We start from the raw sequence: 25,475 nt of genomic DNA, 5'->3' as shown, positions 1-25,475 counted from the left end.
GGTGAATCCTGGGCGGGGAAAGAAAGGTCCCGCCCTGGCTTCACTCGCAAACGCCCACGGTGCACACTCGAGTGTCGGAGGCCAAACAACAGCATGACCACGCCCGACCAAGTCGACTTCAGCGGCGTGCAGTGGGGCTCGGTGGAATGGACCAACCTGTGCACGTTGTACCTACGGGCATACGAGAGCCGCTCGCCGGAGCCGATTCTGGGGGACCACGCGGCAGTTGAAGCGGTGGACCGCATCGAATACGACTGGGCCCGGGTACATCGCGCCACGTTTCCCCGGTCCAACCAGTACCTGGTCGCCATGCGCGCCAGGCAATTCGACGACTGGTGTGCCGACTTTCTGCGACGCCACCCGAATGCCGTCGTACTGCACCTCGGCTGCGGCATGGATACCCGCGCGTTCCGGCTGAAGCCCGGGTACCCGGCTCCTCCTCACAGCGCGCCGCTCAGACAGGAGAAACCCGCCGAAACCGTGCGGTGGTTCGACGTCGACCAACCGCAAGTGATCGCGCTGAGGCGCAAGCTCTATCACGACACGGCCGAGCATCAGATGATCGGCGCAACAGTGACCGACGAGGGCTGGCTGGAAGAGATACCCACCGATCGGCCGCTGCTGATGGTCGCCGAGGGGCTGCTCATGTATCTGACTGGTTCCGAGGTGTGCACTTTGTTGCAGCGGCTCACGGATCGGTTCAGCAGCGGCGAATTAATCTTCGACACCACCTCGCCGCTGGGGCCGCGACTGTCCAAGGTGCTCACCCGGGGCATCACCAAGTGGGGCATCCGGGACGCCCGAGAGATTGAGCGCTGGAACCCGCGGCTGCGATTCCTTGAGCAGTCGCCGGTTGGGGCACTGTCGGGACGCATCCCGTCGGCGTCACTGCGGTTGGTTTGGCGGCTGGTCAACGCCACACCGATTCGCAATTACGATGTGATCAACCGATTTTCATTCTGAGCCACTCAGATTCCCGACCCCGGGTTCAGAATCCCCAACGGATCCAGCGCCTGTTTGATCCGCCGGTTCAGCTCCATCACCTCGGGTCCCAGATACCCCTCGAGCCAGGGCCGCTTCAACCGGCCGACACCGTGCTCACCGGTGATGGTGCCGCCCAATTCGACGGCCAGATCCATGATCTCGCCGTAGGCCAGTTGAGCGCGCTGGGCCATCGCGGCATCGGAGGGGTCGAAAACCAACAGCGGATGTGTGTTGCCATCACCGGCATGCGCGATCACCGAGATCATCAGGTCCCGCTCGTCGGCGATCCGGGCGATCCCCGTCACCAACGATCCGAGGGCGGGCAGCGGCACGCCGACGTCCTCGAGCAACAACGATCCCTTGGCCTCCACCGCCGGGATGCAGAATCGCCGCGCAGCCACGAAAGCCTCGCCCTCGTCGGGGTCGTCGGTCGAAAACACTTCCACCGCACCGTTTTCGGCGAACACCTCGGCCATGATCGCGGCGTCCTCGGTGCCGGCGCGACCCCGCTCGTCGGAGCCGGCTACCAGCATCGCGGCCGCCGTCCGGTCCAGGTCCATCCGCAAGGTGTCCTCGACGGCGTTGATCGCGACCTGGTCCATGAACTCCAGCATCGACGGTCGCAGCCGTGCGGTGACCCCGAGCACGGCATCAATAGCCGTCTCCACCGAGGCGAAGCTGGCCACCACCACACTCGAGGTGTGCTGGGCCGGCAGCAGCCGCAGCGTCACCTCCGTGACCACACCGAGCGTCCCTTCGCTACCCACGAACAGCTTGGTAAGGGGAAGTCCCGCAACATCTTTCACCCGCGGGCCGCCAAGCCGCACCGCGGTGCCGTCGGCCAGCACCACCTGCATGCCCAGTACGTAGTCGGTGGTGACTCCGTACTTGACGCAGCACAACCCGCCGGCGTTGGTGGCGATGTTGCCGCCGATGCTGCAGATCTCGTACGACGACGGGTCCGGCGGGTACCAGAGTCCGTGCTCGGCGGCGGCGGCTTTGACTTCGGAGTTGAACAGCCCGGGCTGGCACACCGCGGTACGGGTGACCGGGTCGACGGTGATGTCGCGCATCTTCTCGGTCGAGAGCACGATTCCGTTGTCCACCGCCGTCGCCCCGCCGGACAACCCGCTGCCGGCCCCGCGCGGTACGACCGGCACCTTGTGGGTGGAAGCCCAGCGCAACACGGTCTGCACCTCTTCGGTACACCGCGGCCGGACTACGGCTAGCGGTTTGCCCGCCGACGGGTCCAGGGCGCGGTCCTGGCGGTAGCCCTCGGTCACCGCGGGGTCGGTGATCACCATCCCCTCGGGCAGTTCGGAGATCAGGCCGTCTAGCACGCTCACCGGGCCGATCCTACGTTGAGGAGCCGACAGCGAACTCCGGTGCGCGATCCAGTTCTCGCAACGACGGCAGCCCGATGCAGAGCCACCCGGTCGCCAGGATCGGCAGCGAGAGCACCAGAAACGCGACGTGCAGGCCCGCCGCATCGGCCAACGGACCGGCCAGCAACAGTCCCAGCGGGCCCGCGGCATAGGCCAGTGACGCCATCACCCCGACCACCCGACCGCGCAGGTGCGCCGGCGCCCGGGTCTGCACGACGTAGGCGTAGATCGGCTGGATCGGCCCGTACACCAGGCCGACCAGCGCGACCAGCAACAGGATCACCGGCAGCGGCGGCAGCAACGCGATCGCGGTGGCGGCGGCCCCGAAGGTGAGCACCGCGGTCAGCATGATCACCCGGCGCGGTACTCGTTTCGCCAGCGCCACATAGCCCAGCGCACCCAGCAAGCCGCCCAGGGACAACGCCATCAACACCGAACCGAGCTGCCCGGGCTGATGCCGGTCGCTGAAGTACTTGGGGAACAGCACGGTCTCCATTGGCAGATACAGCGCTGTGACGGTCAGGTCGATCAGCGCCAACGTGCGCAGCACCCGCAGACTCCACACGAAACGCAGCCCGTCGGCAATCCCAGACCTCAATCCTCGGGGCCGGTTCACGTGCACCGGTTTGCCGGCGCCCTCCAGCCGCAGCACCGCAATCGCCAGGATGGACATCGCGAACGCCCCTGCGGTGATCCACATCGTGGTGATGCCGCCGACCGTCGCGATCATCAGCCCGCCGATGCCCGGGCCCACCATGAAGGCCAGGTTCAGGATCGCCTCGTAGCTGCTGTTGACCCGGTCCAGCGACCAGCCGGCCCGGGCGGCGGCCTCCGGCAGCATCGACTGGCGCGCGGTGATACCGGCCGGGTCGAACGCCGCCGCGCACCCACCGAGCACCGCCAGCACCGCGACGTCGACGGCCTGCCCGCCGAACGCCCACGCCACCAACGGCACGCCGGCCACCGCCGACCCGGACAGCGCGTCGGCCACCATCGACACCCGCCGGCGACCGAAGAAGTCGACCGCGGTGCCCGCGACCAGCGTGGAAACCAGCAGCGGCAGCGTCGTCGCGCCGGCCACTATCGAGGCCTGACCGGCGCTGCCCTGGCGCTGCAGCACCAGCCAGGGGAACGCGACTATCGAGATGCCGTCGCCGGCGCACGCCATCAGACTGGCAAAGAGGACGAGAATGACCGGGCCGCGGTTGTTTTCCATCGACAAGCTGCTCATGGGATATCGCGGCTGAATCTAACGCCAAACCGGCCACGGAAACCACCGAATTTGCTGGCCCGTGCAGGATGTAGGGGTGCTCTTCCACCCGAACACCGGCCAGGCGTTCAGCTCGCCCGTCGCGCCGGGCTCCGGGTGGCCGGGCGACCGGGCAACCCTCGAGACGCCGGTAGCCGCCGACGCCGCGCGCGTCGTAGAGCTGGCCGACACGGCACCCGACATCGCCGAACTGGACGCGCGGATCAGCGTGTGCCGGGCCTGCCCCCGGCTGGTGGCCTGGCGCGAGGAGGTCGCGGTCACCAAGCGCCGCTCGTTCGCCGACCAGCCCTATTGGGGTCGTCCGGTGCCGGGCTGGGGAGCGGAGCGGCCGCGGCTGCTGATCGTCGGGCTGGCTCCGGCCGCCAACGGCGCCAACCGCACCGGCCGGATGTTCACCGGCGACCGCTCCGGCGACCAGCTCTACGCGGCGCTGTTCCGGGCCGGCCTGGTGAACCAGCCGACCAGTGTCGACGCCGCAGACGGATTGTGCGCCAAGCAGATTCGCATCGTCGCGCCGGTGCGGTGTGCGCCGCCGGCGAATGCCCCGACGCCCGCCGAGCGCGACACCTGCGCACCCTGGCTGGCGGCCGAGTGGCGGCTGGTCGCACCGGATGTGCGGGTGCTGGTGGCGCTGGGCGGTTTCGCCTGGCAGATTGCGCTCAAGCTGGCCGGCGCGAGCCGGACGGGCCGGGCCAAGTTCGGCCATGGCGTCGTCGCCGAACTGCCGTCAGGAGTGCGGGTGCTGGGCTGCTACCACCCGAGCCAGCAGAACATGTTCACCGGTAGGTTGACTCCGGCAATGCTCGACGACGTCTTCGCGGACGCTAAGAAGCTGGCAGGGATTGATTAATGGTCGAGAGGGTGCTGGTCTCCGGGGCCAGTGTCGCGGGTCTGACCGCGGCGTATTGGCTGGACCGGATCGGCTATGCGGTGACCGTGGTGGAGCGCTACCCGGGGCTGCGGCCGGGTGGTCAGGCGGTCGACGTGCGCGGCCCGGCGCTAGAGGTGCTGGACCGGATGGGGTTGCGCGCGGTGGCCGAGGACTGCCGGACCCGCATCCGGGGTTCGTCCGTCGTCGACCGGGACGGCAACGTGTTGTCCGAGGACACCGAGTCGACACCGACGGGCGGGCCGATCGGCAGCCCCGACATCGAGTTGCTGCGTGATGACCTGGTCGAATTGCTGTACGACGAAACGAAATTGAAGTCCGAGTTCCTGTTCGACGACACCATCGTCACTCTGGATAATCTCGGCCCCGGCGTGGAGGTCACCTTCGAACGCGAGGAGCCCCGCACCTTCGAACTGGTGATCGGCGCCGACGGCCTGCACTCCAACGTGCGCCGGCTGGTGTTCGGACCGGAGGAGCGGTTCATCAAGCGCCTGGGCACCTTCGCCGCGATCTTCACGGTGCCCAACTTTTTGAATCTGGACTACTGGCAGATGTGGCACTACGGCGACCACACCATGGCCGGGGTGTACAGCGCGCGCAACAACTCCGAGGCCAGAGCCATGCTGGGGTTCATGGACCCCGAGCTGCGCATCGACTACCGCGACACCGAAGCGCAGTTCGCCGAGCTGGAACGGCGGATGGCCGACGACGGCTGGGTTCGGCCGAAACTGCTGGAGCTGATGCGCTCGGCGCCGGATTTCTACTTCGACGAAATGTCGCAGATAGTGATGGACCACTGGTCGATCGGGCGGGTGGCGCTGGTGGGCGACGCCGCGTACTGCGCCTCGCCGCTGTCCGGGCAGGGCACCAGCCTGGCATTGCTGGGCGCGACCATTCTGGCGGGCGAGCTGAAACTGGCCCGCACTGACCATGGACTCGGATTTGCCAACTACTTCAAGCGTTTTCACGCTTACACCGAGCGCACTCAATTCCTGGCCAGCGACAGCATTCCCGGCGGCGCGCCGATATCGCAGGAGCAGTTCGACATGATCGTGAACTCGATCACGCTGATGAACTACTGATCCGCGCCCGACTCCCCCCCTTCGCGCCGAGCGTCACGCTGGCGCAACGTCGGGTGCCGAACGACACGCCAGTGCAGCGGTCGGCGGATCAACTCCGACTTCAGCGCGGGAAGGTTTGCACCCTCGAACGCGTTGAGGAAGGCGTGCGACTTTCTGTACTCGACCTTGTCCCGGTGCGTTCCGACCAGTCGACCGGGGATGCGCTGGCCGCGACGGTGGCGTTGGCGCAGACGGCCGACCGGCTCGGCTTCACCCGGTACTGGCTGGCCGAACACCACAACATGCCGTCGGTGGGCGCGACGAGCCCGCCGGTGCTGATCGCCTACCTCGCCGCCCAGACCACCCAATTGCGACTCGGCTCGGGCGGGGTGATGCTGCCCAACCATGCGCCGCTGGCCGTCGCCGAGCAGTTCGCGCTGCTGGAGGCCGCCGCGCCGGGCCGCATCGACCTGGGCATCGGCCGCGCCCCCGGCTCGGACCCGGTGACTTCCTACATGCTGCGTGCGGGCCGGGGCGCCGCCGACGACAGCGACATAGCGAACTTCCCGCAGTACCTCGACGACGTCGCGGCGTTGATGAGCGCGAGCGGCGTGCGGCTGGCGCTGCGTTCCGGTGACTACACGCTGAAGGCCACCCCCGCCGCCACCAGCGAGCCGAGACTGTGGCTGCTGGGGTCCTCGATGTACTCGGCGCAGCTGGCCGCCGCCAAGGGCTTGCCGTACGTGTTCGCCCATCATTTCTCCGGGCAAGGTACCGAAGAGGCGCTTGCCTACTACCGCAAGCACTTTCGGCCCAGCGATTTGACCCACGAGCCGGTGACCTTCCTTACCGTCAATGCATCCGTAGCCGAAACACGGGACGAAGCAACGGCTTTGCTGTTGCCCAATCTGCAGATGATGGCGCGGCTGCGTACCGGGCAACCGCTGGGACCCGTGCAACTGGTCGAAGAGGCTCAACAGGCCCGCCTGACGCCGCAACAACAGCACATCGTGGACAGCGGCCTGCGCCGCGCCGTCGTCGGCGCCCCCGCTGAGGCCGCCGACCAATTGCGTTCGCTGGCAGCGCATTTCGACGTCGACGAGGTGATGGTGCACCCGGTCGCCGCGGCGTACCGCGGCACCGACCCGGCGACGTCGCCGGCGCGGGTCAACACACTGGAGTTGCTCGCCAAGGAGCTGTTCTAGCTCGGCTGTTGCTGAGCTTTCTTCGGCGCCGGGCCGGGCGCATTGGTCAGGATCCAGTCCCGCAGGTCGCTGCCGGGCAGGGGCGGACTGTGCACGAAACCCTGGGTGATGGTGCAGCCGTACTGCCGCAACGCCCGCAACGTCACCTCGTCCTCGACACCCTCAGCGACCAGATCGGCGCCCAGGCTCTCGGCCAGCGCCACGGTGGATCGCACGATGGCCACCGAACGCGGGTCCTGGGCCAGTCGTGCCACGAACACCCGGTCCAGCTTGAGTTCGTCCACTGACACGTCCTGCAGCCGCGCCAGCGACGACCATCCGGTGCCGTAGTCGTCCAGCGAGATACGCACCCCCAGCTGCTGCAACGCGGCGACGGTGTTGCGCGACCGCGCCGAGTCCACCAGCGTGCTTTCGGTGATCTCGATGATCAGCGCGTCGGCGGGCAGGCCATGGGTGCGCAGTTGTTGATCGATGCTGCCGACCAGGTCGAGGTCGAGCAGGTTGGTGGTGGACAGGTTCACCGCGATGGTCAGCGGCAGTCCCTGGTCGCGCCAAGCTCGAGCTTGTTTCAGCGCGAGGTCGACGGTGCGGTTGGCGATCTTGCGCATCAGGCCGGCGCGTTCGGCCTCGGGCAGAAACTCTTCGGGCAGCAGCAACCCGCGGGCGGGATGGTGCCAGCGCAGCAGCGCCTCGACGCTGTGCACGCTGCCGTCCGCGGCGTTGATCTTGGGCTGGTAGTGGCAGGTCAATTCGGAGCCGTCGGCCAGGGCGGCTCGAAGTTCCTCGATCAGGCTGGGGTCGTTCTCCCGATACAGCTCGAACGCCGTGTCGTAGACCGCGATCCTGCCGTGGGCCGACTTGGCATGCGGCAGTGTGATTTCCGCGCGGTTCAGCAGTTCCTGTGGATGGTCGCAGTGGTCGGGGAACAGTGCGATCGCGATCCGGGCGTCGACCTGGATGGTCACCGGGTCCAGGGCGAACGGCTCACCCAGCGCCTCGAGCAGCCGGCCCGCTTGGGCGCGTGCGGCGATCAGGTCTGCGCCCTCGGCGAGCAGTATCGCGAACTGGTCGTCACCGACGCGCGCAAGAAGGTCGTCGCGACGCACGTTCTGGGACAATCGATCTGCGATCTGGCGTAGCAGTTCGTCGCCGAAGCGCGGACCGACGGTGTCGTTGATCTCGTGAAACTCCAGTAACTGCAACAACAGCAGTGCACGACGAGCCGGTGCCCGGGCTAGCAGCGGCGGCCCGACCACGGGCGTCCGCGGCGGGGAGACGGGCACCTCGGTCAGTGTGGTGGCCAGAGACCGCCGGTTGGGCAGCCCGGTAACCCCGTCGGTCATGGCTTGCTTGTGGTTCTCGGCCAGATTGCTGACCTCGCGGAAGGTCACCGAGAATCGGGCCGCGACCGCGATCAGGCTCAGCGCCGCCAGTATCGGCGCGCTGCGTGACTCGTGGCCTACCGCGGTGACGGCGAGCGCCACGACGGTGCACGCCACCGGAGCGGCGTAGTAGCCGAGTCCGCGTCGCGGCAGTGGGGGCGTCGATGACCACGCGGTCCAGGCGGCCAGCGCGAGAAACAGCGACGACGCGGGCCAGCAGGCGTCGAGCAGGGTGCCGACCCGGTATTCGCTGGCGGAGGTCTCGAACAGATAGGCCGTGTCAGCGGCCGCGAACAACACGAATCCGGCGACCAGCAAGCTCCAGCGGAACTCGTGCCGCCAGCCGAGGATCGGCAGCATCCCGGCGGCCAGCGCCAGCAACACCAGGTCGCACCACGGGTAGATCAGCCCCACCAGCACGGTGGCCGGCGCGCGCGCGGTGGCGGCCTGGATCGGCCCCGCGGTCAGCGCTGCGGCCACGGCGGCCATCGCCAGTCCGCACACCACCGAGTCGAGCCGAACCGCGAGCGGCACCCGCTTGAGCCGCGCCTGCATCAGCAGCAGCAGACCGGCGTATGTCAGCGGATAGGCAGCAACGGCAGGTAGGGCAACCAGAGCCGCACCCGCGAGGTGACCTCGTCCAGGTTCGTGGCGGTCGGGGACTCCGTGGTGCTGACCAGACCCGCCAGCGCGACCAGTCCCAGTCCCGCGACCCGGGTGACGTCGACCAGGTCGCCGGTGTGGTAGCTGCCCACCCCGGTGCGAAACAGGACCAGCAGGTCGGCCAGCATGATGGTGGTGATTCCGCCGGCCAGCAGGGTGATGCTGCGGCGACCGCCGGGACGGCCTCGCGACAACACCAGGATGGCGACGGTCATCAGCATGACGTCGGTGACGACGTGGACCACCGTGGTCGGCCGTGAGCTGTTAGCCGTCTGCAGCAGTTTGTCCAGGACGAACACCCACGAGGCGACAAACAGCGAGGTTGCCACGATGATGCCGTCGAGCACCAGACGCCAGATGTTGTGGCCCTGCGGGTTGGCCAGCGACGCCAGTGCGGTCAGGACGCCGATCGGGAACAGCAGTAGCACGAACTCCGCCGCAGCGGGATGGCTGGCATGGTCGAGTTCGGTGCGCACGTCGAGGACGGCCCAGATGATTTCACCGACCACCCAGCCGGTCAGCGCGACAGCCAGCGAGAGCCAGCCGAAGCGGCGGCGGCCGACGGCGTGCCGAGCGGCTCGCGCAGCGCAGCCGGCCGCGAAGAGCAGGCAGAGCACGGTCACGACCTGCACGAGGGGCCGCGTGGCGTAGGGGCCCTGCCAGCCCAGCAGCGAGGAAGGGAGCACCAGGGCCGCCGCGAGCGCGTAACCGCCGACCACCGCACAGCTGACGCCCATCGTCAGCCCGGTGAGCGGGCACGGCAATCCCGTCCAGCGCTTCATTCCCTGCTCCAGCTAGCCCGTAGCGCGCCTGCCGGCGAGGTAATCGAAGGCTTCCACCGCGCGCTTTCACAGAATAGACCGCTGGACTGCATTTCTACCTCATTACTGACGCAGATTCAGTCATCGAATGGGTTTCGCGACCAGCCGTACGATTAACCACGGCTGTCAGTACCGGCTAATGCTGCGCGCAAGATCCGTCCCGTTGCGTCCCGATCTGGATCTCGACGTAGCACCATGCCCTTGGCCAGTGCGAGCTTGTCGCCGTTGCGTCGCGGCAGCACGTGCAGGTGGATGTGAAACACGGTCTGGAACGCGGCACTGCCGTCGTTGATCGCCATATTGGTGGCGTCGGCCAACTCGGTCGTCTTGGCAGCCTGAGCGATGCGCTGACCCATGGTGATCATCCCGGCCAGGGTCTGCGGTGGGGTGTCGCCGAGGTCCACGCTGTGCTGCTTGGGAATCACCAGGGTGTGGCCGCGGGTGAACGGACGAATGTCGAGGATTGCCAGGTAGTCGTCGTCTTCGCAGATCCGGATGGCCGGAGCTGTCCCGGCGACGATCGCACAGAACACGCAGGACATGTCGCCAACGGTACTGGCAACCCGAGATACGCTGCGGCAGTGGACCCTAGCGATCTCGCGTTCGCCGGCGCCGCCGAGCAAGCCCGGATGCTGGCCGACGGCGAGATCACCGCTCCCGAGCTGCTCGAGGTCTACCTGGAGCGGATCGAGCGGCTGGACAGCGAACTGCGCGCCTACCGGGTGGTGCGGTACGACGGCGCCCGCGAGGAGGCCGAGCTCGCCCAGCAGCGCCTGGACGCCGGGGTGCGGCGACCGCTGCTCGGGGTGCCGATCGCGATCAAGGACGACGTCGACGTCGCGGGCGAGGTCACGACCTACGGCAGCGGTGCGCACGGCCCGGCGGTGAAGGACGACGCCGAGGTCGTCCGTCGGCTGCGTGCCGCGGGTGCGGTCGTCATCGGCAAGACCGCGGTGCCCGAGCTGATGATCATGCCGTTCACCGAGTCGCTGACGTTCGGGGCGACCCGCAATCCGTGGAACCCCCGTCGTACGCCGGGCGGCAGCAGCGGGGGCAGCGCCGCGGCGGTCGCGGCCGGCCTGGCCCCGATCGCGCTGGGCTCCGACGGCGGCGGATCGATCCGCATCCCGGCGACCTGGTGCGGCCTGTTCGGGTTGAAGCCGCAGCGCGACCGGGTCTCGCTGGAGCCGCACGACGACGCCTGGGAGGGGCTCAGCGTCAACGGCCCCCTCACCCGGTCGGTGCTGGACGCGGCGCTGATGCTCGATGCGACGACGACGGTGCCCGGGCCGGAAGGTGAGTTCGCCGCCGCCGCGACACGACCGCCGGGGCAGCTGCGAATCGCGTTGAGCGCCAAGGTGCCGACGCCGATGCCGGTCCGGGTCGGCACGGCTCAGCGCAACGCGCTCGAACAGGCGGGAGCGTTGCTTCGCGACCTGGGTCATCAGGTGATCGATCGCGACCCGCAGTACCCGCCGTCGCTCTACGCGAACTATCTGCCTCGCATGCTGCGCGGCATCAGCGACGACGCCGACGCACAGGCCCACCCGGAGCGGCTCGAGGCGCGCACCCGCCACCTCGCCCGGCTGGGTTCGTTTTTCTCCGACCGGCGGATGGCGGCGTTGCGGGAATCGGAGATCGGGCTGAGCGCGCGGATCCAGTCGATCTTCGACGACGTCGACGTCGTCGTAACGCCGGGTTGTGCTGCGGGGCCGTCCCGCATCGGCGCCTACCAGCGCCGCGGCGGCATCTCGACGTTACTGCTGGTCGGTCAGCGGGTTCCGTATCAGCAGGTCTGGAATCTGACCGGTCAGCCGGCCGCGGTGGTTCCCTGGGACTTCGACGACGACGGCCTGCCCATGTCGGTACAACTGGTCGGGCGACCCTTCGACGAGGCGACGCTGTTGTCGCTGTCGGCGCAGATCGAAGCGGCCCGGCCGTGGGCGCAGCGCCGGCCGCCGGTGTCATGAGCGACGGGTCCGATATCGACGACCTGCTCGACGGCCTGGACGCAACGATGCTGATTTTCAGTGGTCGTTCGCCGGCGCGGCGGCTGAAAGGCATCGAGGGGGAGACCAGGGTGCATCGAGTCCGGCGGGACTGATCACGCGTATAGGGCAGGCCCGGCGTGACTCGGGGGGCGTTCCGACTCCGTCGTACGCGGGTCGGACGCGGCCGGGTGTTACCCCGTCTTCCGGCACTTGAGATTTGGTCACTTCCGGGCCTGCTTCGCTCCCAAAAATACAACCGCCCGTACCTGATGGCAACGCTTCCGGGGGCTGTCTCAGCCAGGTTGTCCGGCGCTTGTTGTTCGCTCGCGGCGAACCATCGTTCAGTAATCGATGTAATGGTGTAATCATGCAATCATGAGTATTCATCATCACGGTCGCCGGCACGGGCGACCCGGCGGCTGGCAGCAGGCCGATCAGCCCGACGCGGCCGGCGCGGCCGAATGGTTCGCCGGTCGCTTACCCGAAAGCTGGTTCGACGGCGACCCCACCGTCGTGGTCGACCGCGAGGAGATCACGGTTGTCGGCAGGCTCGCGGTCCCGGACGGCGCCGAGGAAGAAAGCGCCGCACGCGCCGAGGGCCGGGCGTCGCGATTCCGTGAGGAGACCCGGGCGGAGCGGATAGCCATCGCCGAGGAGGCGCAGGCGCGCTACGGGCGCAAGGTGTCCTGGGGTGTGGAGGTCAACGGCGAACGAAAGTTGTTCACCCACATCGCTGTTCCGGTTATGACGCGGCTGCGTCAACCGGAGCGTCAGGTGCTCGATACGCTGGTCGACGCCGGCGTCGCTCGCTCCCGCGCCGACGCCCTGGCCTGGTCGGTCAAGCTGGTCGGTGAGCACACCGAGGAATGGCTCGCCAAGTTGCGCAGCGCGATGTCCGCGGTCGACGACCTGCGTGCGCAGGGCCCCGATCTGTCGAGCTGACCCCGGCGGCGTTACTTCTCTTTGTTGACGTTGGCGACGATCTTGTCCACGATCTTGCTGCCCTGATCGGTGATCTGGTAGCCGCAGGCGTTGATATCGACGATGACGTTGTTCGCCACACCCATTGCCCGCTGACATTCCCAACCGTCGGCCCCCTCCTGGGTATCGACGATGGTGATCTTCGGCGGCGCGCCTTGCACGTCGGCGAAAGTCCACCGGTAGGTCTTGGACTTACTGGTGACCGTCAGGGTGTTGCCGGCGCAGCTCTTCCATTTTTTCAGCGAACTGTCCATGAACTCGCGGGCCTTTTCGGCCGTCGGGAACGCGACCACGGCCTGTACCACCCAGTGCTTGTAATCTTCGTCCGGCTCGGCGAGCTGCACGGCGCTGATCCCGGTGTAGCCGGTACCGGCGAACACCGGCGCCGCGCCGACGTAACGCGCGCTCCGGCAGTCCGGCGCGGAGAGCGTCACGTCGGAAGTGTCCATCGACGTCAGGGTCTTGCCGGCTTGCATCGTGGACGAACCCATCACCGAGTTGATCTCCGATGGGCTGAGCAACAGTGAGTTCAGCCGATCCTCGGAGATCGGCTTGACCTTGGGTTTCGGGTCGGGCCGCGTGGCCAGATAGATGCCGATTCCTCCGGCCACCAGCGCGACCACGATGATGGCGGCCGCGATGATGGGCCAGGGGTTGCGTTTCTTGGGCGGCGGTTGGTTCCAGGCCGGAACCGGACCCGACTGCGGATACGGAATCGGTGTGCTGGGCGGTCCGCCGGGCGGGCCGCCACCGGGGTAGTACGGGGGATTCTGCGGTGTCGGGTTCGGCGCCGAGATCGGGCCACTGGCCGCGGCCCAGCCGGGATTGCCGGCCGGAGCGGGCGGCCGCTGCTGCGGGACCGGTCCCGACGAGCCGGGCGCGCCGCGGTACTGGGGCTGGGCATAGCGCGGGTCCGGCGGCGGGGTGTTCGGCGGCGGAGTTGACTGCGGCGGCGGTGTGGATCGCGGTGGCGGTGTGGACCGCGGCGGCGACATCGGCCCGGCCGGCATGGTCGGTGGGACCATCGTCGGGGGACCGGGCAGCGTGGCCTCCTGGCTGCGGCGCACGATCTTGTCGGCGTGGTCCTGGTCGGGGGTACTGAGCGCCTCGTGGGCGGCCAGTGCGAGGTCGCCGGCGCTGGCGTAGCGATCCTCGGGCTTTTTGGCCATACCCCGTGCGATGACCGCGTCGAAGGCTTTCGGGATGCCCGCACGTGCGGTGCTCACCTGCGGGACCGGGTCGCGCAGATGAGCCGTCACCAAGATGCCGGCACTGTCGGCGCGGTACGGCGGGGCGCCGGTCAGGCATTCGTAGAGCACGCAGGCCAGCGCGTAGATGTCGGCGCGATAAGTGACCTCGTCATTGGAAAAGCGTTCCGGCGCCATGTATTTCCAGGTGCCCACCGCCGTGCCCATCTGGGTGAGCTTCTCGTCGGTGGTGGCGCTGGCGATGCCGAAGTCCACCAGGTACGCGAAGTCATCGCGGGTAATCAGGATGTTGGGCGGTTTGACGTCGCGGTGCATCACCCCGGCGGCGTGGGCGGCGTCCAGGGCCGAGGCGATCTGGGTGATGATGGCCACCGCGCGCGGCGGGGTCAGCGGGCCGTACCGCTTGAGCAGGCTGTCGAGGTCGGTGCCCTCGATCATCCGCATCTCGAGGTACATCTGGCCGTCGATTTCGCCGTAGTCGTGGATGGGCACCACGTGGGGTTCCATCAGGCGCCCGGCGATGCGGGCCTCGCGCTTCATGCGTTCGCGGAAGACGGGGTCCTTGCTGAATTCGGCCGTCATCAGCTTGACCGCCACCGTCCACTCTTTGACGGTGTGCTCGGCCTCGTAGACCTCGCCCATCCCCCCCGCGACCCAGCAACCGTTTGAGGTGGTAGGGCCCGAACATCGAGCCCACCCGCGAGCCCTGCGTGTCGCTCATCGCTGATCCTCCCAATCACCCCGCGCTGCCGCCGACACTATCAACAACACCGAGGTAAATTGCCAGATAATCTGCCACTGGCAGCTGCGGCGGCCGGCGGCAAAAGCTGAAACGAGCTGCGATTTCCAGCCGGCGTCAAACCCGGGTCACGAGTGCGAGCCCCACCACTTGAACACCTGGTCGATGCTTGGCCCCTGCGGGCTGCCGGAGACCAGCCCGAACATCAGCGTCTGCTCGTTGCTCCACATGACCTGCGGGTCGCCCTTGTAGGTGCCGCACGCCATCTGGCCGAGGATGGTGTTCGGGTCCTTGGGTGTGCCACCACGTGGTCGGGGACGCCTTGCCGCCGGGACACTGCTGGACGGTGAAGGTCCCGATGAACCCGGAGAACGCCTTTTTCAGCGCGGCGATATCGGAGTACAACCCGTATCCCGACACCCTGGGCCCGTTGCTGTCGGTGTTCTGCCCGCAGGTCACCGACACCATCGCCCCTGGCATCGTCTTGTCGTCCGGTTTGCAGGATCCAGCGGGATAGCCGGTCGGCACGCGGCCGACAATCGGGCTTGCGCTGCGGGCGAACCGGACGAGCCGGACGACGGGACCGGCGTCGTCGGTGCGGTGGTGGACGCGGTGGTCTGGGTCGTGGGCGGGGCGGTGGTCGTCGAGCGCCCCCCTGCCTGCGCGCTGCCGTCGTCCTTGGTGGCCGCCCAGATGCCGATCGCGGCCACGATGAGCACCAGGACCACCGCGGCCACGCCGGCGACGATCGCCCAGTGGTTGCGCCCGCGTGGCGCCGCGGGCTGCCATGACACCGGTCCGCTGAACGGCGGCGTCGGCGGCGCGCCGGGGATGGGTCCACTCGGTGGTCGGGCGAGGGCCCAGGTCGGGTTGCCCGTGGAACTCGTTGGGGCAGATGGCATCTGCGGGGATGCGGCGCACGCCGGCCGGCCGGCGGGTGGTTGAGGGCGGCGGTCCCGACCGGATCGGACCGGACGGGCGGGGCGGGTCTGCGGACGGCGGGCGCGAATGCCGGACGGTCTTGGGATCGACGAACCGTTCGGGCAACGCCGTCTCCTGCGAGCGGCGCACGATATCGGAGACCCGGTCGCGGTCGGGGTTGCTCAGCGCGTCACGCGCGGCCTGCGCCAGCTCACCGGCGCTGGCGTAGCGATCCTCCGGCCTCTTGGCCATGCCGCGGGCGATGACGGCGTCCAGGGGCCGGGGAACCCCTTCGCGCGCGGCGCTGGGCCGGGGGATGGGGTTCATCATGTGGGCACTGATCAGGACGCCGGCACTGTCGGAGGGGTATGGCGCGGCACCCGTCAGGCACTCGTACAGCACGCAGGCCAGCGAGTAGATGTCGGCGCGCGGCGTGACCTCGCCGTCGCTGAACCGCTCGGGACCCATGTATTTCCAGGTGCCCACCGGGGCGCCGAGCGAAGTGAGCTTCTCCTCGGTTTTGGCGCTGGCGATGCCGAAGTCGACCAGGTAAGCGAAGTCGTCGCGGGTAATGAGGATGTTGGGCGGTTTGACGTCGCGGTGCGTCACCCCGAGGGCGTGCGCGGCGTCCAGCGCCGAGGCGACCTGGGTGATGATGGCGACCGCACGGGTCGGCGGCATCGGGCCGTAGCGCTGCAGCGTGCTGTCGAGGTCGTCGCCCTCGATGAGTCGCATCTCCAGGAACATCTGGCCGTCGATCTCGCCGTAGTCGTGGATCGGCACGACATGCGGCTCCTGCAGCCGGCCGGCGATGCGGGCTTCGCGCTTCATCCGCTCCCGGAACACCGGATCTTTGCTGACGGTTTCCGACATCAGCTTGACGGCCACCGTCCACCCTTTGATGGTGTGTTCAGCCTGGTAGACCTCGCCCATCCCGCCGCGCCCGATCAGTCGCGTGAAGCGGTAGGGCCCGAACATCGAACCTGACCGCGAGCCGGGTTCCTGACTCATCGGGCCCCCCATCGGCCGGACCGGTCGATCAGCCGTATTTGGTCCACCAGGTGTGCAGTTCCTCGAGGGTGGCGGGATCGCCGAACACGTCGCTGAGCATCAGCTTGCCCTCGGTGCTCCAGATCACGTTGGGATGGTTTTTGTATGTGCCGCAAGCGATCTGGCCGGCAGTGACGTTCGGGTCGCGGTCGTAATGCCAGCCGCCCGGCGACGCTCCCTCGCCGGGGCAGTTCGTCAATTGCACCGCGTTGATGTCGTCGGTGAACGACTGCTTGAGCGCGTTCAGGTTGGGGAACAGCCCGTAGATCGCGTGGCTCGGCCCACCTGGGTTGGTGTTCTGTCCGCAGGTGATCATCGCCTGGGTTCCGCTCCACACTGTGTTCGGCTTCGGCGTCGTCGTGTTGCAGACCCCGGGCGCGTAGCCGGACGGCAGCATCGAGAGCAGTTTGCTGGCCGGGTCGCCGCCCGGGGTCGTCGACGGCGGCGTCCTGGTCGTGACGGACGGCTTGCTCGTGCTGGTGGTGACCGACGTGGTGGTGCCGCTTGCGTCTGTCTTGTCGTCGGACCCGGTAGCCATCACGATCACCACACCAACGAGGACCAGGACCACGACCACCGCCGCTGCCGCAGCCACTATCGGCCACGGGCTGCGCTTCTTGGCCGGCTGGTTGCCCTGGTCCCAGGGGTTCGGTCCGCTCGGCGGCGGTGGCGGCTGGGTCGGTGTGCCGCCCCAGCCACTGCTGCCGAGGTATTGCGGCGCCGATGCCGGGCCGCTCGGTGCGGGCACGGGTCCACTGCCCGGCGTCCAGGCCGGCCCGCTGGGCGGTGCCTGCTGCGGGACCGGACCCGAACCGGGCGGGGCGCCATAGGAAGGCGGCGGAGAATACTGCGGCGGGGCGGCCGGTGGCGGGGGCCGGCAGGGGCTCCCGGTGGCCCGGACAGCGCCGCGGTGCTCGGCACGTTCGACTCCCGACTCTTGCGCAGGATGTTTTCGGCGTGGTCCTGGTCGGGGGTACTGAGCGCCTCGTGGGCGGCGCGGGCGAAGTCGCCGGCGCTGGCGTAGCGATCCTCGGGCTTTTTGGCCATACCCCGTGCGATGACCGCGTCGAAGGCTTTCGGGATGCCCGCACGTGCGGTGCTCACCTGTGGGACGGGGTCCATCAGGTGCGCGGTGACCAGCGTGGTGGCGCTGTCGGCGCGGTACGGCGGGGTGCCGGTCAGGCATTCGTAGAGCACGCAGGCCAATGCGTAGATGTCGGCGCGATAAGTGACCTCGTCATTGGAAAAGCGTTCCGGCGCCATGTATTTCCAGGTGCCCACCGCCGTGCCCAATTGGGTGAGCTTCTCGTCGGTGGTGGCGCTGGCGATGCCGAAGTCCACCAGGTACGCGAAGTCGTCGCCGGTGATGAGGATGTTGGGCGGTTTGACGTCGCGGTGCATCACGCCGGCGGCGTGGGCGGCGTCCAGGGCCGAGGCGATCTGGGTGATGATGGCCACCGCGCGCGGCGGGGTCAGCGGGCCGTACCGCTTGAGGACGGTGTCGAGGTCGGTGCCCTCGATCATCCGCATCTCGAGGTACATCTGGCCGTCGATTTCGCCGTAGTCGTGGATGGGCACCACGTGGGGTTCCATCAGGCGCCCGGCGATGCGGGCCTCGCGCTTCATGCGTTCGCGGAAGACGGGGTCCTTGCTGAATTCGGCCGTCATCAGCTTGACCGCCACCGTCCACTCTTTGACGGTGTGCTCGGCCTCGTAGACCTCGCCCATCCCCCCGCGACCCAGCAACCGTTTGAGGTGGTAGGGCCCGAACATCGAGCCCACCCGTGAGCCCTGCGTGTCGCTCATCGCTGATCCTTCCAAATCAACCCGGTGCCGCCGACACTATCAAGATCCCAGGAATAGCAGGCCGAGAAAACTGCACGTAATGCCATGGCGAGGTGGAGACCGGCATTCTGCCCGCTATGCGACAGCGCAAACAGATCTTACGGGCAACGCAAGGCCCCCTGCCAAAGGATCCGGCCGGCGGTTAGCAAACGGATGTACGGCACCGTCATCGGCACGCGGAGCTCGAATTCGGTTGGCAAGGAGGAGGATTGCCCTGCGACGCGGGCGTCCTGCCGGTGACAGGGCTCTGTCCCCGGGTGTTCGAAGCGAGGTGGCACGCGGCGGGACCGCGCGGATGTCAACGATCGGTCTTCGCGGCAGGCTGACTGCCCTGCCGAAACCGGACCAGCGTCGATTTTCCCGCGCGGTGACGGGCGCGATCAGAGTAGAACGAGACCGATGCCGGTCCGGGGTGCGGCACGTTGCTGTCGTTCAGTGCGGCGCCGGTTCAGCTATTGACGAACCTATGCGAACGATCGTTATCATACTTCGGTACATGTCGTAGTCGTGAAACTTTGCCGCGGCGTGTGACACGACCTACCGAGTACGACCGATCGCATCTTTGAGAGGGCAGTTCATGACGTCATCCACGACATCGCCGCCGCACAGCACTGTCGACAATCGCGGCCACTTCTCCCTGGCGAGTCAGCGTGCCGTCCTGTGGTGGGGCGTCGTTCTCGCCATCGTCTACGGCCTCGCTTTCCTGTTCTTGTTGCAGCAGGTCCCCCTGAAGAACCCGCAGTGGTCACCGGAACAGGTGGCCCAGTGGTACGTGGACAACCGGACCAAGATCAAGTGGGGCGCGGTCATCTGCAGTTGGACCGGCTGTTTCATGATGCCGATCTGGGCCGTGTTCGCCGCGCAGATGGCCCGGGTAGAACCGGGGCGCTGGAAAGTCTGGAGTGCGCTCACCCTGGCAAGTGGCACTTTGATGTCGATCTACCTGGCGTTGCCACCGATGTTCTGGGGAGTGGCCGCCTACACCGCACCGCGGAAGAACAATGAGGTGACGACACTCATGCACGAGCTGGCGTCGCTGACGATGACCACGACCGACCAGGCCTACATCTTCGCGTGGGTGGCGGTGTCGGTGATCGCCCTGCGTCCGGCTACCCAGCTGGTCAAGAACAACCCGTTCCCTCGGTGGTGGGCCTACGGTTCGCTCTGGATCACGTTCATGTTCGAGGCCGGGGCGTTCGCCTTCCTGCCCCGTACCGGGCCGTTCGCCTGGAATGGGCTCCTGGTGTTCTGGTCACCCTTCGTGCTGTTCACCATTTGGATCATCATCCAGAGCAATCTGTGCTTCCGGGCCATCCGGGCACAGCAGGACGACCCGAGCGAGAACTTCTTCGCGTAGCCGGGACAACGTCGTCTAAGAGTCGCGAAAGCGATTCCGCGCCACTGCGCGGAATCGCGCGTCCGCGAGTGGCGGTCGATGCAGAATAATGGTGTGTCCAGCAAGTCAACGGCCAACGGCCAGTCAGTAACGCGCGGCGAGGGCAAGCGCTTGCTGCTGGAGTCGGCTCGCGCCTTGTTCGCGGAGCGCGGTTACGCCGGGACCAGCACGCGAGAAATCGCGCGTGCGGCCTCGGTGACGGAACCGATGATTTTCCGGCACTTCGGATCCAAGTCGAAGCTTTTCCAGGAGGCCGTACTGGCCCCGTTCAACACCTTCGTATCCGAATACATCGCCGACTGGGGCCGGCGGCCCCGCGGCATGAAAAGTGCCTATGTGGAGACCTACGACTTCTATCGCGGTGTCTACGATGTGTTGTCGGCCAACCGACGGCTCATCCACGAGATGATCGCGGCGCGGGCGGTCGGCGGGCCACTGAGTGCGGACACCGAGGTGGCCCCTCAACTAGGTGCGCTTCTCGAAGAGTTCGAGGCGGTCATCGAGCAGGAGATCAGTCAGCGCGGCTTCCGTCCCTTCGAACCGGCGGTGGTGACCCGGGTGATCTTCGGGATGGTCTTCTCGCTCGCGGTGTTCGGGGACTGGATGTTCGAGGGTGCGACCCGCCCGAGCCCGAGTGCCGAAGCTTTCCTTGAGGAGATGGCTCGTCTCACGATCTACGGTGCCTACCCCGAGGGTGTCGCGCCGGTGGTGGCTCAGTGAGCCGTAGTCCCGGGTCGTCGTGATGCTTAGATAGTCCTTACCGCAACACATTTCGTATTCTCATGGGTTGTGCATTTCAACCGGCCGCGAATTCGGTTTCCCGCCGGACGGAATGTATGACGATTCGAAATCGATTGTTGTGCAATACTTTTGAATGCGGCCGAATAGAGTTATCGTCGCCGCCGAAGGGATAGTGCGGTACCGGCCGATCGTGCGGCCAAAGCCTCGTTGCCGCATGAATTCGCCGCCGTCGCCGGACGCGACGAAAAGCATTGACGGTCAATGTAATCCAATTACGGCGCCCCCGGCGATCTGGATCTGGTACGCCAACGACCGGGCCGCCGAAGGCGAGCTGCGGCCGGCTCGCACTGCGCGATCTTCAGTGTCCTGAAGCCAGGGCTGCGTGGGGGAGTGGTGCGCAGACCGGCGTCGATCCGGCGCCAAGGGCGTGCGTGGCACGAAACGAGCCAGGCGACGCCGCGGCCGGCGGGATTCGGTTCGCTGGCGCCCGTCGCTTGGCGCGAAGCGCGAACACCGCAGCCGGTCAGCCGGCGAGAAGCTGCCGCATTTGTCCGACGTCGGCCTGCCGTGCGGTGACAATTTGTCTGGCCAGACTCACCGCGTCGACGTTTTTTCCGCCGGTGACCTCGGCATTGGCGAGGTCGATCGTTCCCTGGAAGAGTTCGATCATCGACTTCAGCCAGAGTGTGTCGAAGTCGGACCCGTGCAGCGAATCAAGCTTTGCGACGGTGGGGTTGGCGCTCGGATCGGCGGGTGTGGCGGGGGCAGCGCTGGAGCCTGTCTGGTTGTCCTGGCTTTCCTTCCACTGGGCTCGCAGTGCTTTCAAGACCTGCGTGTCCAGTTGGAGAGCCGACTCGGTCTTCGCGGCGAACGCAATGACGTCCGAGTTGTTGGAATGCTCCGGGACGAGGCGTGACATGCTGATTGCTTGTTCCTCACGCGCGGTTGCGTTGTGCGCGAACGCGATGTCGGCGGCGTTGTACGCGGCGGGTTCACCGGTTATCACCGGCTTGTCGTCGCTGCGGGAGGAATGCGCGTGGTCGCCGGAATGCGAGCTGTTGCATGCTGCCGGCGACATCGCGAGGCAACAGGCCGTCACGGTGATTGCGATGCGGGCGGAAAGGGGCGGCACGCCGTCAGCGTAGAGGACGTTTCGGTATCCCTCTTCGTCGCGGTGCGCGCGATACGGTCGGCGGCTGTGACACGTGCGAGCGCCGTTATCGTTTCGTCGCCAGGTTGCGTGCCAGCAGGCGCCGGTGTGTGCTGCGTGCCGCGAGATCGCTTTTCCGACACGGGCTCTGGTTGGTATAGCGTCGCTAAACTTCGTCGCCCGCGAACCGCTCGGTCTACCGGCTGCGACCAGCTAGGACGGGCTTACTGGCGCCGCGTCGGCGGGGTGTCCGGGCGCCGTCGCAGTCTTTAATCTCGGTGAAATATTGGTACAGCAACACTGTATTTGGTATCGCGCGCCCGGAGCCGAAAATCTGGCCAAGCCCGCCCGAAACCTGAAGCATGCCAGCGCAAGTCGGGTTGATCCTGGTGTTGGCAAGGCCGGTCCGTAGGGGTTTTGAGACGGCAAGGACAGAAAAGTGTTGACTTGAGACTGGTTGCTGCATAATGTGGTTCCGCGCACATCGGATTTAGAATGTGGTCCGAGTCGCATCATCTGGAAGCCGAACTCACCGCCCGAGGGGGATGGATACAAATGGGGGTGGTTGACATCGCGCCAGGTGCCTATCCACACCCGACCGGAGCCGGTCGGGTGCGTGCGGCCGCCATCCCAGGAGCCCTCACTTCCAACTTGACCGGTCCGGGGTGCCACCATCGCGGTCGGCGCCGAGTGGACTAACAGGAGTCGTTGATGGTTTCCACTACTCCTCTGGTCGGGCTGACCAAACCGCTGCAAAAGCCGATGCGGGAGATCGGCGGTTTTATCGCGCTGGCGTTGGACACGTTCATTCAAGCGTTGCGTCCGCCGTTCTTCTGGCGCGAGATCATCGAACAATGCTGGTTCATCGCTCGGGTCGCGACCTTGCCGGCCTTCGCACAATCGGTGACTTTCAACGGTATGGTCGTCTTCCTCTTCGGGGTGGCGGCGACGTCATTCGGAGCCGGTGACACCACGGGCGCGGCATCGGGGCTGGCGACGGTCTCCCAGATCGGGCCGGTAACCACCGTTTTCGTGCTCAGCGGTGCTGCCGCCACGGCAATGTGTGCCGACTTGGGGGCACGCACCATCCGGGAGGAACTCGACGCCATGAGGGTGTTGGGCATCGACCCGATCCACCGCCTGGTGGTGCCGAGGGTGACTGCGTTGCTCATCACCGGGAATCTGATCAACGGCGTGGTGATCATTGCCGGCCTCTGCGCCGATTACCTCTTTTCGGTCTTCGCGCTGAACGGCAATCCCGGCGCTTTCGCTTCGAGTTTGACGTTGTTGACCAACGCGACGGTGGTGCTGGTCAGCTTCATCAAAGCATCCGTGTTCGGAATGCTCGCCGGATTGATTGCCTGTTATAAGGGCATCACCGCAGGCGGTGGCCCCCAGGGGGTAGGCAATGCGGTCAACGAGACCGTGGTGTACACCTTCATGGCGCTGCTGATCGTCAACATCATCATCAGCGTCCTGACCGCGACAGCGACGTTGGCGACATGAGCAGCGAGACGGTGACGGTGGTCAGGGCCCGCTTTCCGCGGCTGGCGCGGTCGGCGCGCAATGTGGTGGCGCACTGGGATCGCCTCGGGGAGCAGACGGCCTTTTATATCAAGGCGTTCGCCTCGATGCGCGACGCAATCGTCAAATATCACTCGGAAACGTTGCGGGTGCTGGCCGAGATGGGCCTGGGTGTCGGCGCCCTGGCACTGGTCGGCGGCGAGGTGGTGATCCTGGCGGTCCTGACCGGCAGCGCCGCGGCCATCATCGGCATCTTCGGCTATGTCCAGGCGAGCAGCCTCGGCGTCGGCGCGATCGCCGGGTTCTTCTCCGCCTATGCCAACGTGCGCCTACAGCTTCCGCTCATCGTGGCCAACGGTCTGGCAGCCACCATCGGTGCCGGTGCAACCGCGCAACTCGGCGCGATGCGGATCAGCGAGGAGATCGACGCGCTGGAGGTCATCGGCATCCGCTCCATCCCGTACCTGGTGTCCACCCGGGTGCTGGGTGGTCTGATGGTGGTGCCGCCGTTGTTCTGCGTGACGTTCGTCGGGTCGGTATTCACCACGCGGACGGTCGTCACCCTGGCCTACCACCAGGGCGCCGGCGGTTTTGACCACTACTTCTACACGTTCCTGCTGCCGCGCGACGTGCTGGTGTCGTTGTTCGAATGCACCGTGCAGGCGGTCATCGTGATGTTGATCCACACCTACTACGGCTACACCGCGTCGGGCGGGCCCGCCGGCGTCGGCGAGGCGGTCGGACGGGCGGTGCGTGCGTCCATCGTCGTCTCCATCACGCTCACCTTCGTCTTGTCCCTGCTCCTCTACGGGAAGTCGGGCGACTTCCACCTGTCGGGATAACCGCGATGAATCAGAAGAGGGTGAACCCCCGCTGGCTGGCCTTGATCCCCGTGATCGGGGTCTTGGTTTCTATCCCGCTTGTCATCATCGGCTTCAACCGCGATTTCATCTCCTACGCAAACGTGACGCTCGTTTCGGACCGGGCCGGTCTGGTCATGGATGCCAACTCCGTCGTGAAGTACCGCGGCGTCGAGGTCGGGCGGGTCGCGTCGATCCAACCGAAAGACGGAGCGACTCTGCACTTGGAGATCAGGCCCGACCAGCTGCAATACATCCCGGCCAATGTCGACGTCCAGATCAGCTCGCCTACTGCGTTCGGAGCCAAGTACGTCGACTTGGTGGCCCCGCGCGACCCGAGTCAAAAGCGCCTGGCGTCGGGGGCGGTGTTGCGTACGAATAAGGTGAGTATCGAAGCCAACACGGTCCTCAAGGATCTGGTCGGCGTGTTGAACCAGATCGACCCGGCCAAACTCAACGCGATAATCGCGGCACTGGCCGAAGGGTTGCGCGGCAAGGGCGAGGCCATCGGGCAGTCCATCACCGACTTCAACCAGGTGCTGATGGCCGTCAATCCCCGCAGCGAGCTCATCCGGTCAGATTGGCGCGCGTTCAAGGGATTCAGCGACGCCTACGGTGGCGCGGCGCAGAACCTGGTCAACGTGCTGGATGCCGGGACCGCGGACAGCTCGGTGATCATCAGGCAAGAAAAGGACCTCGACTACGCGCTTGTCTCGCTTACCGGGCTGGGTACGACTGGTGAACAACTCTTCGGCATAAACAAGGCCAACATCGTGCATCTGGTCAACACGCTGGAGCCCTTGACCCGGTTGCTGTACAAGTACAACCCCGAATACACCTGCACGTTCCTCGGCGCGAAGCTTCTCATGGATCGGGGCTACGCGGACGCCTTCACCTTCAACGGACGATCGTTCATCGCCGACGCGGGGCTGCTGTTCGGGGACGACACCTATCGTTACCCGGACAATCTGCCGAAACTTGACATCAAGGGCGGTCCCGGCGGGACGCCGAGCTGTGGCTCGCTGCCCGACGTGGAGAAGAACTTCCCGCAGCGCTACCTGATCACTGACTCCGGATTCGGCAGCGGGCTGGATGTGCGGCCCAACCCTGGCGTCGGGTTCCCCGGCTACGCCAACTACGGGCCGTACACCCGCGGCACACCGCTGCCGCCGACCTTGAAGGACGAAGGCGGCCCGGCGCCGGGTCCGGTGCCGTAACCCGGGCGCACCGCCGTACGGTGCGCAGCGATACGCCCCGGACGGGACGCCGCTGTATCCCAACCTGCCGCCCGCGCCGCCGCCCGGCCGGCCCAAGGACCCCGGCATGGGCAACCCGCCGGCGGGATCGGAACCATTCGTTCCGCCCTTCCCCGGGAACTCCGCCCAAGCCCCGCTAGAGCGATTCCACCA

The 25,475-nt window shown here is 66.9% G+C and carries 17 protein-coding genes and 5 pseudogenes; 12 read left to right on the top strand and 10 right to left on the bottom strand.

Annotated elements, in window-relative coordinates:
- The first annotated feature begins 93 nt into the window (after window positions 1-93).
- Window positions 94-963 (top strand): class I SAM-dependent methyltransferase, encoded by an 870-nt coding sequence (locus tag L6444_RS22975; RefSeq protein WP_236977466.1) that lies wholly within the window; start codon window positions 94-96, stop codon window positions 961-963.
- 5 nt (window positions 964-968) lie between these two features.
- Here L6444_RS22975 and L6444_RS22970 read toward each other — a convergent pair whose 3' ends face one another.
- Window positions 969-2,288, bottom strand: coding sequence for an FAD-binding oxidoreductase (locus L6444_RS22970; RefSeq protein WP_236984349.1), 1,320 nt, complete (start codon window positions 2,286-2,288; stop codon window positions 969-971).
- Between the two features lie 52 nt (window positions 2,289-2,340).
- Entirely contained in the window at window positions 2,341-3,585 is a 1,245-nt protein-coding gene (tap, locus tag L6444_RS22965; RefSeq protein WP_236977465.1) for a multidrug efflux MFS transporter Tap, read from the bottom strand.
- Between the two features lie 76 nt (window positions 3,586-3,661).
- On the opposite strand from tap, the gene L6444_RS22960 reads away from it, so the two are divergent.
- From L6444_RS22960 to L6444_RS22950, 3 genes are all read left to right on the top strand, one after another.
- Window positions 3,662-4,489, top strand: a complete 828-nt coding sequence (locus L6444_RS22960; protein WP_236977463.1) for a uracil-DNA glycosylase — start codon at window positions 3,662-3,664, stop codon at window positions 4,487-4,489.
- A complete protein-coding gene (locus L6444_RS22955; protein WP_236977461.1) occupies window positions 4,489-5,610 on the top strand; it encodes an FAD-binding protein in 1,122 nt (373 codons plus the stop codon). Before L6444_RS22960 ends, L6444_RS22955 begins: the two co-directional genes overlap by 1 nt.
- 143 nt (window positions 5,611-5,753) lie before the next feature.
- Entirely contained in the window at window positions 5,754-6,794 is a 1,041-nt protein-coding gene (locus L6444_RS22950; protein ID WP_236977459.1) for an LLM class flavin-dependent oxidoreductase, read from the top strand.
- On the opposite strand, the pseudogene L6444_RS22945 reads toward L6444_RS22950, so the two are convergent.
- From L6444_RS22945 to L6444_RS22940, 3 genes and pseudogenes are all read right to left on the bottom strand, one after another.
- Window positions 6,791-8,773 (bottom strand): annotated as a pseudogene (locus L6444_RS22945) (putative bifunctional diguanylate cyclase/phosphodiesterase); the annotation flags it as partial. The gene L6444_RS22950 and the pseudogene L6444_RS22945 sit on opposite strands and share 4 nt — an antisense overlap.
- Entirely contained in the window at window positions 8,755-9,621 is an 867-nt protein-coding gene (locus L6444_RS31255) for a hypothetical protein (protein ID WP_370652964.1), read from the bottom strand. The gene L6444_RS31255 and the pseudogene L6444_RS22945, both read right to left, overlap by 19 nt.
- Before the next feature lie 152 nt (window positions 9,622-9,773).
- Window positions 9,774-10,202 carry an HIT family protein gene (locus L6444_RS22940; RefSeq protein WP_236977457.1) on the bottom strand — a complete coding sequence of 143 codons (429 nt, stop codon included), beginning with the start codon at window positions 10,200-10,202 and terminating at the stop codon, window positions 9,774-9,776.
- A 39-nt stretch (window positions 10,203-10,241) separates the two neighbouring features.
- Between L6444_RS22940 and L6444_RS22935 the strand changes: the two genes are divergently transcribed.
- From L6444_RS22935 to L6444_RS22925, 3 genes are all read left to right on the top strand, one after another.
- Entirely contained in the window at window positions 10,242-11,630 is a 1,389-nt protein-coding gene (locus L6444_RS22935; RefSeq protein ID WP_236977455.1) for an amidase, read from the top strand.
- Entirely contained in the window at window positions 11,627-11,764 is a 138-nt protein-coding gene (locus tag L6444_RS22930; RefSeq protein WP_236977454.1) for a hypothetical protein, read from the top strand. Before L6444_RS22935 ends, L6444_RS22930 begins: the two co-directional genes overlap by 4 nt.
- A 262-nt stretch (window positions 11,765-12,026) precedes the next feature.
- Window positions 12,027-12,593 (top strand): hypothetical protein, encoded by a 567-nt coding sequence (locus L6444_RS22925; protein ID WP_236977453.1) that lies wholly within the window; start codon window positions 12,027-12,029, stop codon window positions 12,591-12,593.
- Between the two features lie 11 nt (window positions 12,594-12,604).
- Here the strand turns inward: L6444_RS22925 and L6444_RS22920 are convergent.
- From L6444_RS22920 to L6444_RS22900, 3 pseudogenes are all read right to left on the bottom strand, one after another.
- Window positions 12,605-14,561: pseudogene (locus tag L6444_RS22920) on the bottom strand (serine/threonine-protein kinase PknH/PknJ).
- Between the two features lie 146 nt (window positions 14,562-14,707).
- Window positions 14,708-16,511: pseudogene (locus L6444_RS22905) on the bottom strand (serine/threonine-protein kinase).
- Between the two features lie 28 nt (window positions 16,512-16,539).
- Window positions 16,540-18,356 (bottom strand): annotated as a pseudogene (locus L6444_RS22900) (serine/threonine-protein kinase).
- Between the two features lie 616 nt (window positions 18,357-18,972).
- On the opposite strand from L6444_RS22900, the gene L6444_RS22895 reads away from it, so the two are divergent.
- Both L6444_RS22895 and L6444_RS22890 read left to right on the top strand, forming a co-directional pair.
- A complete protein-coding gene (locus tag L6444_RS22895; protein ID WP_236977450.1) occupies window positions 18,973-19,752 on the top strand; it encodes a hypothetical protein in 780 nt (259 codons plus the stop codon).
- Window positions 19,753-19,845: 93 nt separating this feature from the next.
- Window positions 19,846-20,511 carry a TetR/AcrR family transcriptional regulator gene (locus L6444_RS22890; RefSeq protein ID WP_236977449.1) on the top strand — a complete coding sequence of 222 codons (666 nt, stop codon included), beginning with the start codon at window positions 19,846-19,848 and terminating at the stop codon, window positions 20,509-20,511.
- Window positions 20,512-20,571: 60 nt separating this feature from the next.
- Here the strand turns inward: L6444_RS22890 and L6444_RS22885 are convergent, their stop codons facing one another.
- Complete coding sequence (locus L6444_RS22885) at window positions 20,572-20,784, bottom strand: hypothetical protein (RefSeq protein WP_236977448.1); 213 nt, start codon at window positions 20,782-20,784, stop codon at window positions 20,572-20,574.
- 271 nt (window positions 20,785-21,055) lie between these two features.
- Window positions 21,056-21,664: a DUF305 domain-containing protein gene (locus tag L6444_RS22880; RefSeq protein ID WP_236977447.1), complete on the bottom strand. Its 609-nt coding sequence runs from the start codon at window positions 21,662-21,664 to the stop codon at window positions 21,056-21,058.
- 729 nt (window positions 21,665-22,393) lie between these two features.
- Here L6444_RS22880 and L6444_RS22875 point away from each other — a divergent pair.
- The 3 genes and pseudogenes from L6444_RS22875 to L6444_RS22865 form a co-directional block, all read left to right on the top strand.
- On the top strand, window positions 22,394-23,188 hold the full coding sequence (locus tag L6444_RS22875; protein ID WP_236977446.1) for an MlaE family ABC transporter permease: 795 nt from the start codon (window positions 22,394-22,396) through the stop codon (window positions 23,186-23,188).
- Window positions 23,185-24,048, top strand: a complete 864-nt coding sequence (locus L6444_RS22870; RefSeq protein ID WP_236977444.1) for an ABC transporter permease — start codon at window positions 23,185-23,187, stop codon at window positions 24,046-24,048. Before L6444_RS22875 ends, L6444_RS22870 begins: the two co-directional genes overlap by 4 nt.
- A 5-nt stretch (window positions 24,049-24,053) precedes the next feature.
- Window positions 24,054-25,443 (top strand): annotated as a pseudogene (locus tag L6444_RS22865) (MCE family protein); the annotation flags it as partial.
- Between the last annotated feature and the right edge of the window lie 32 nt (window positions 25,444-25,475).

The organism is Mycobacterium kiyosense (assembly GCA_021654635.1).
Taxonomy (GTDB): domain Bacteria; phylum Actinomycetota; class Actinomycetes; order Mycobacteriales; family Mycobacteriaceae; genus Mycobacterium; species Mycobacterium kiyosense.
This window is presented reverse-complemented; position numbering and strand designations above follow the sequence as displayed.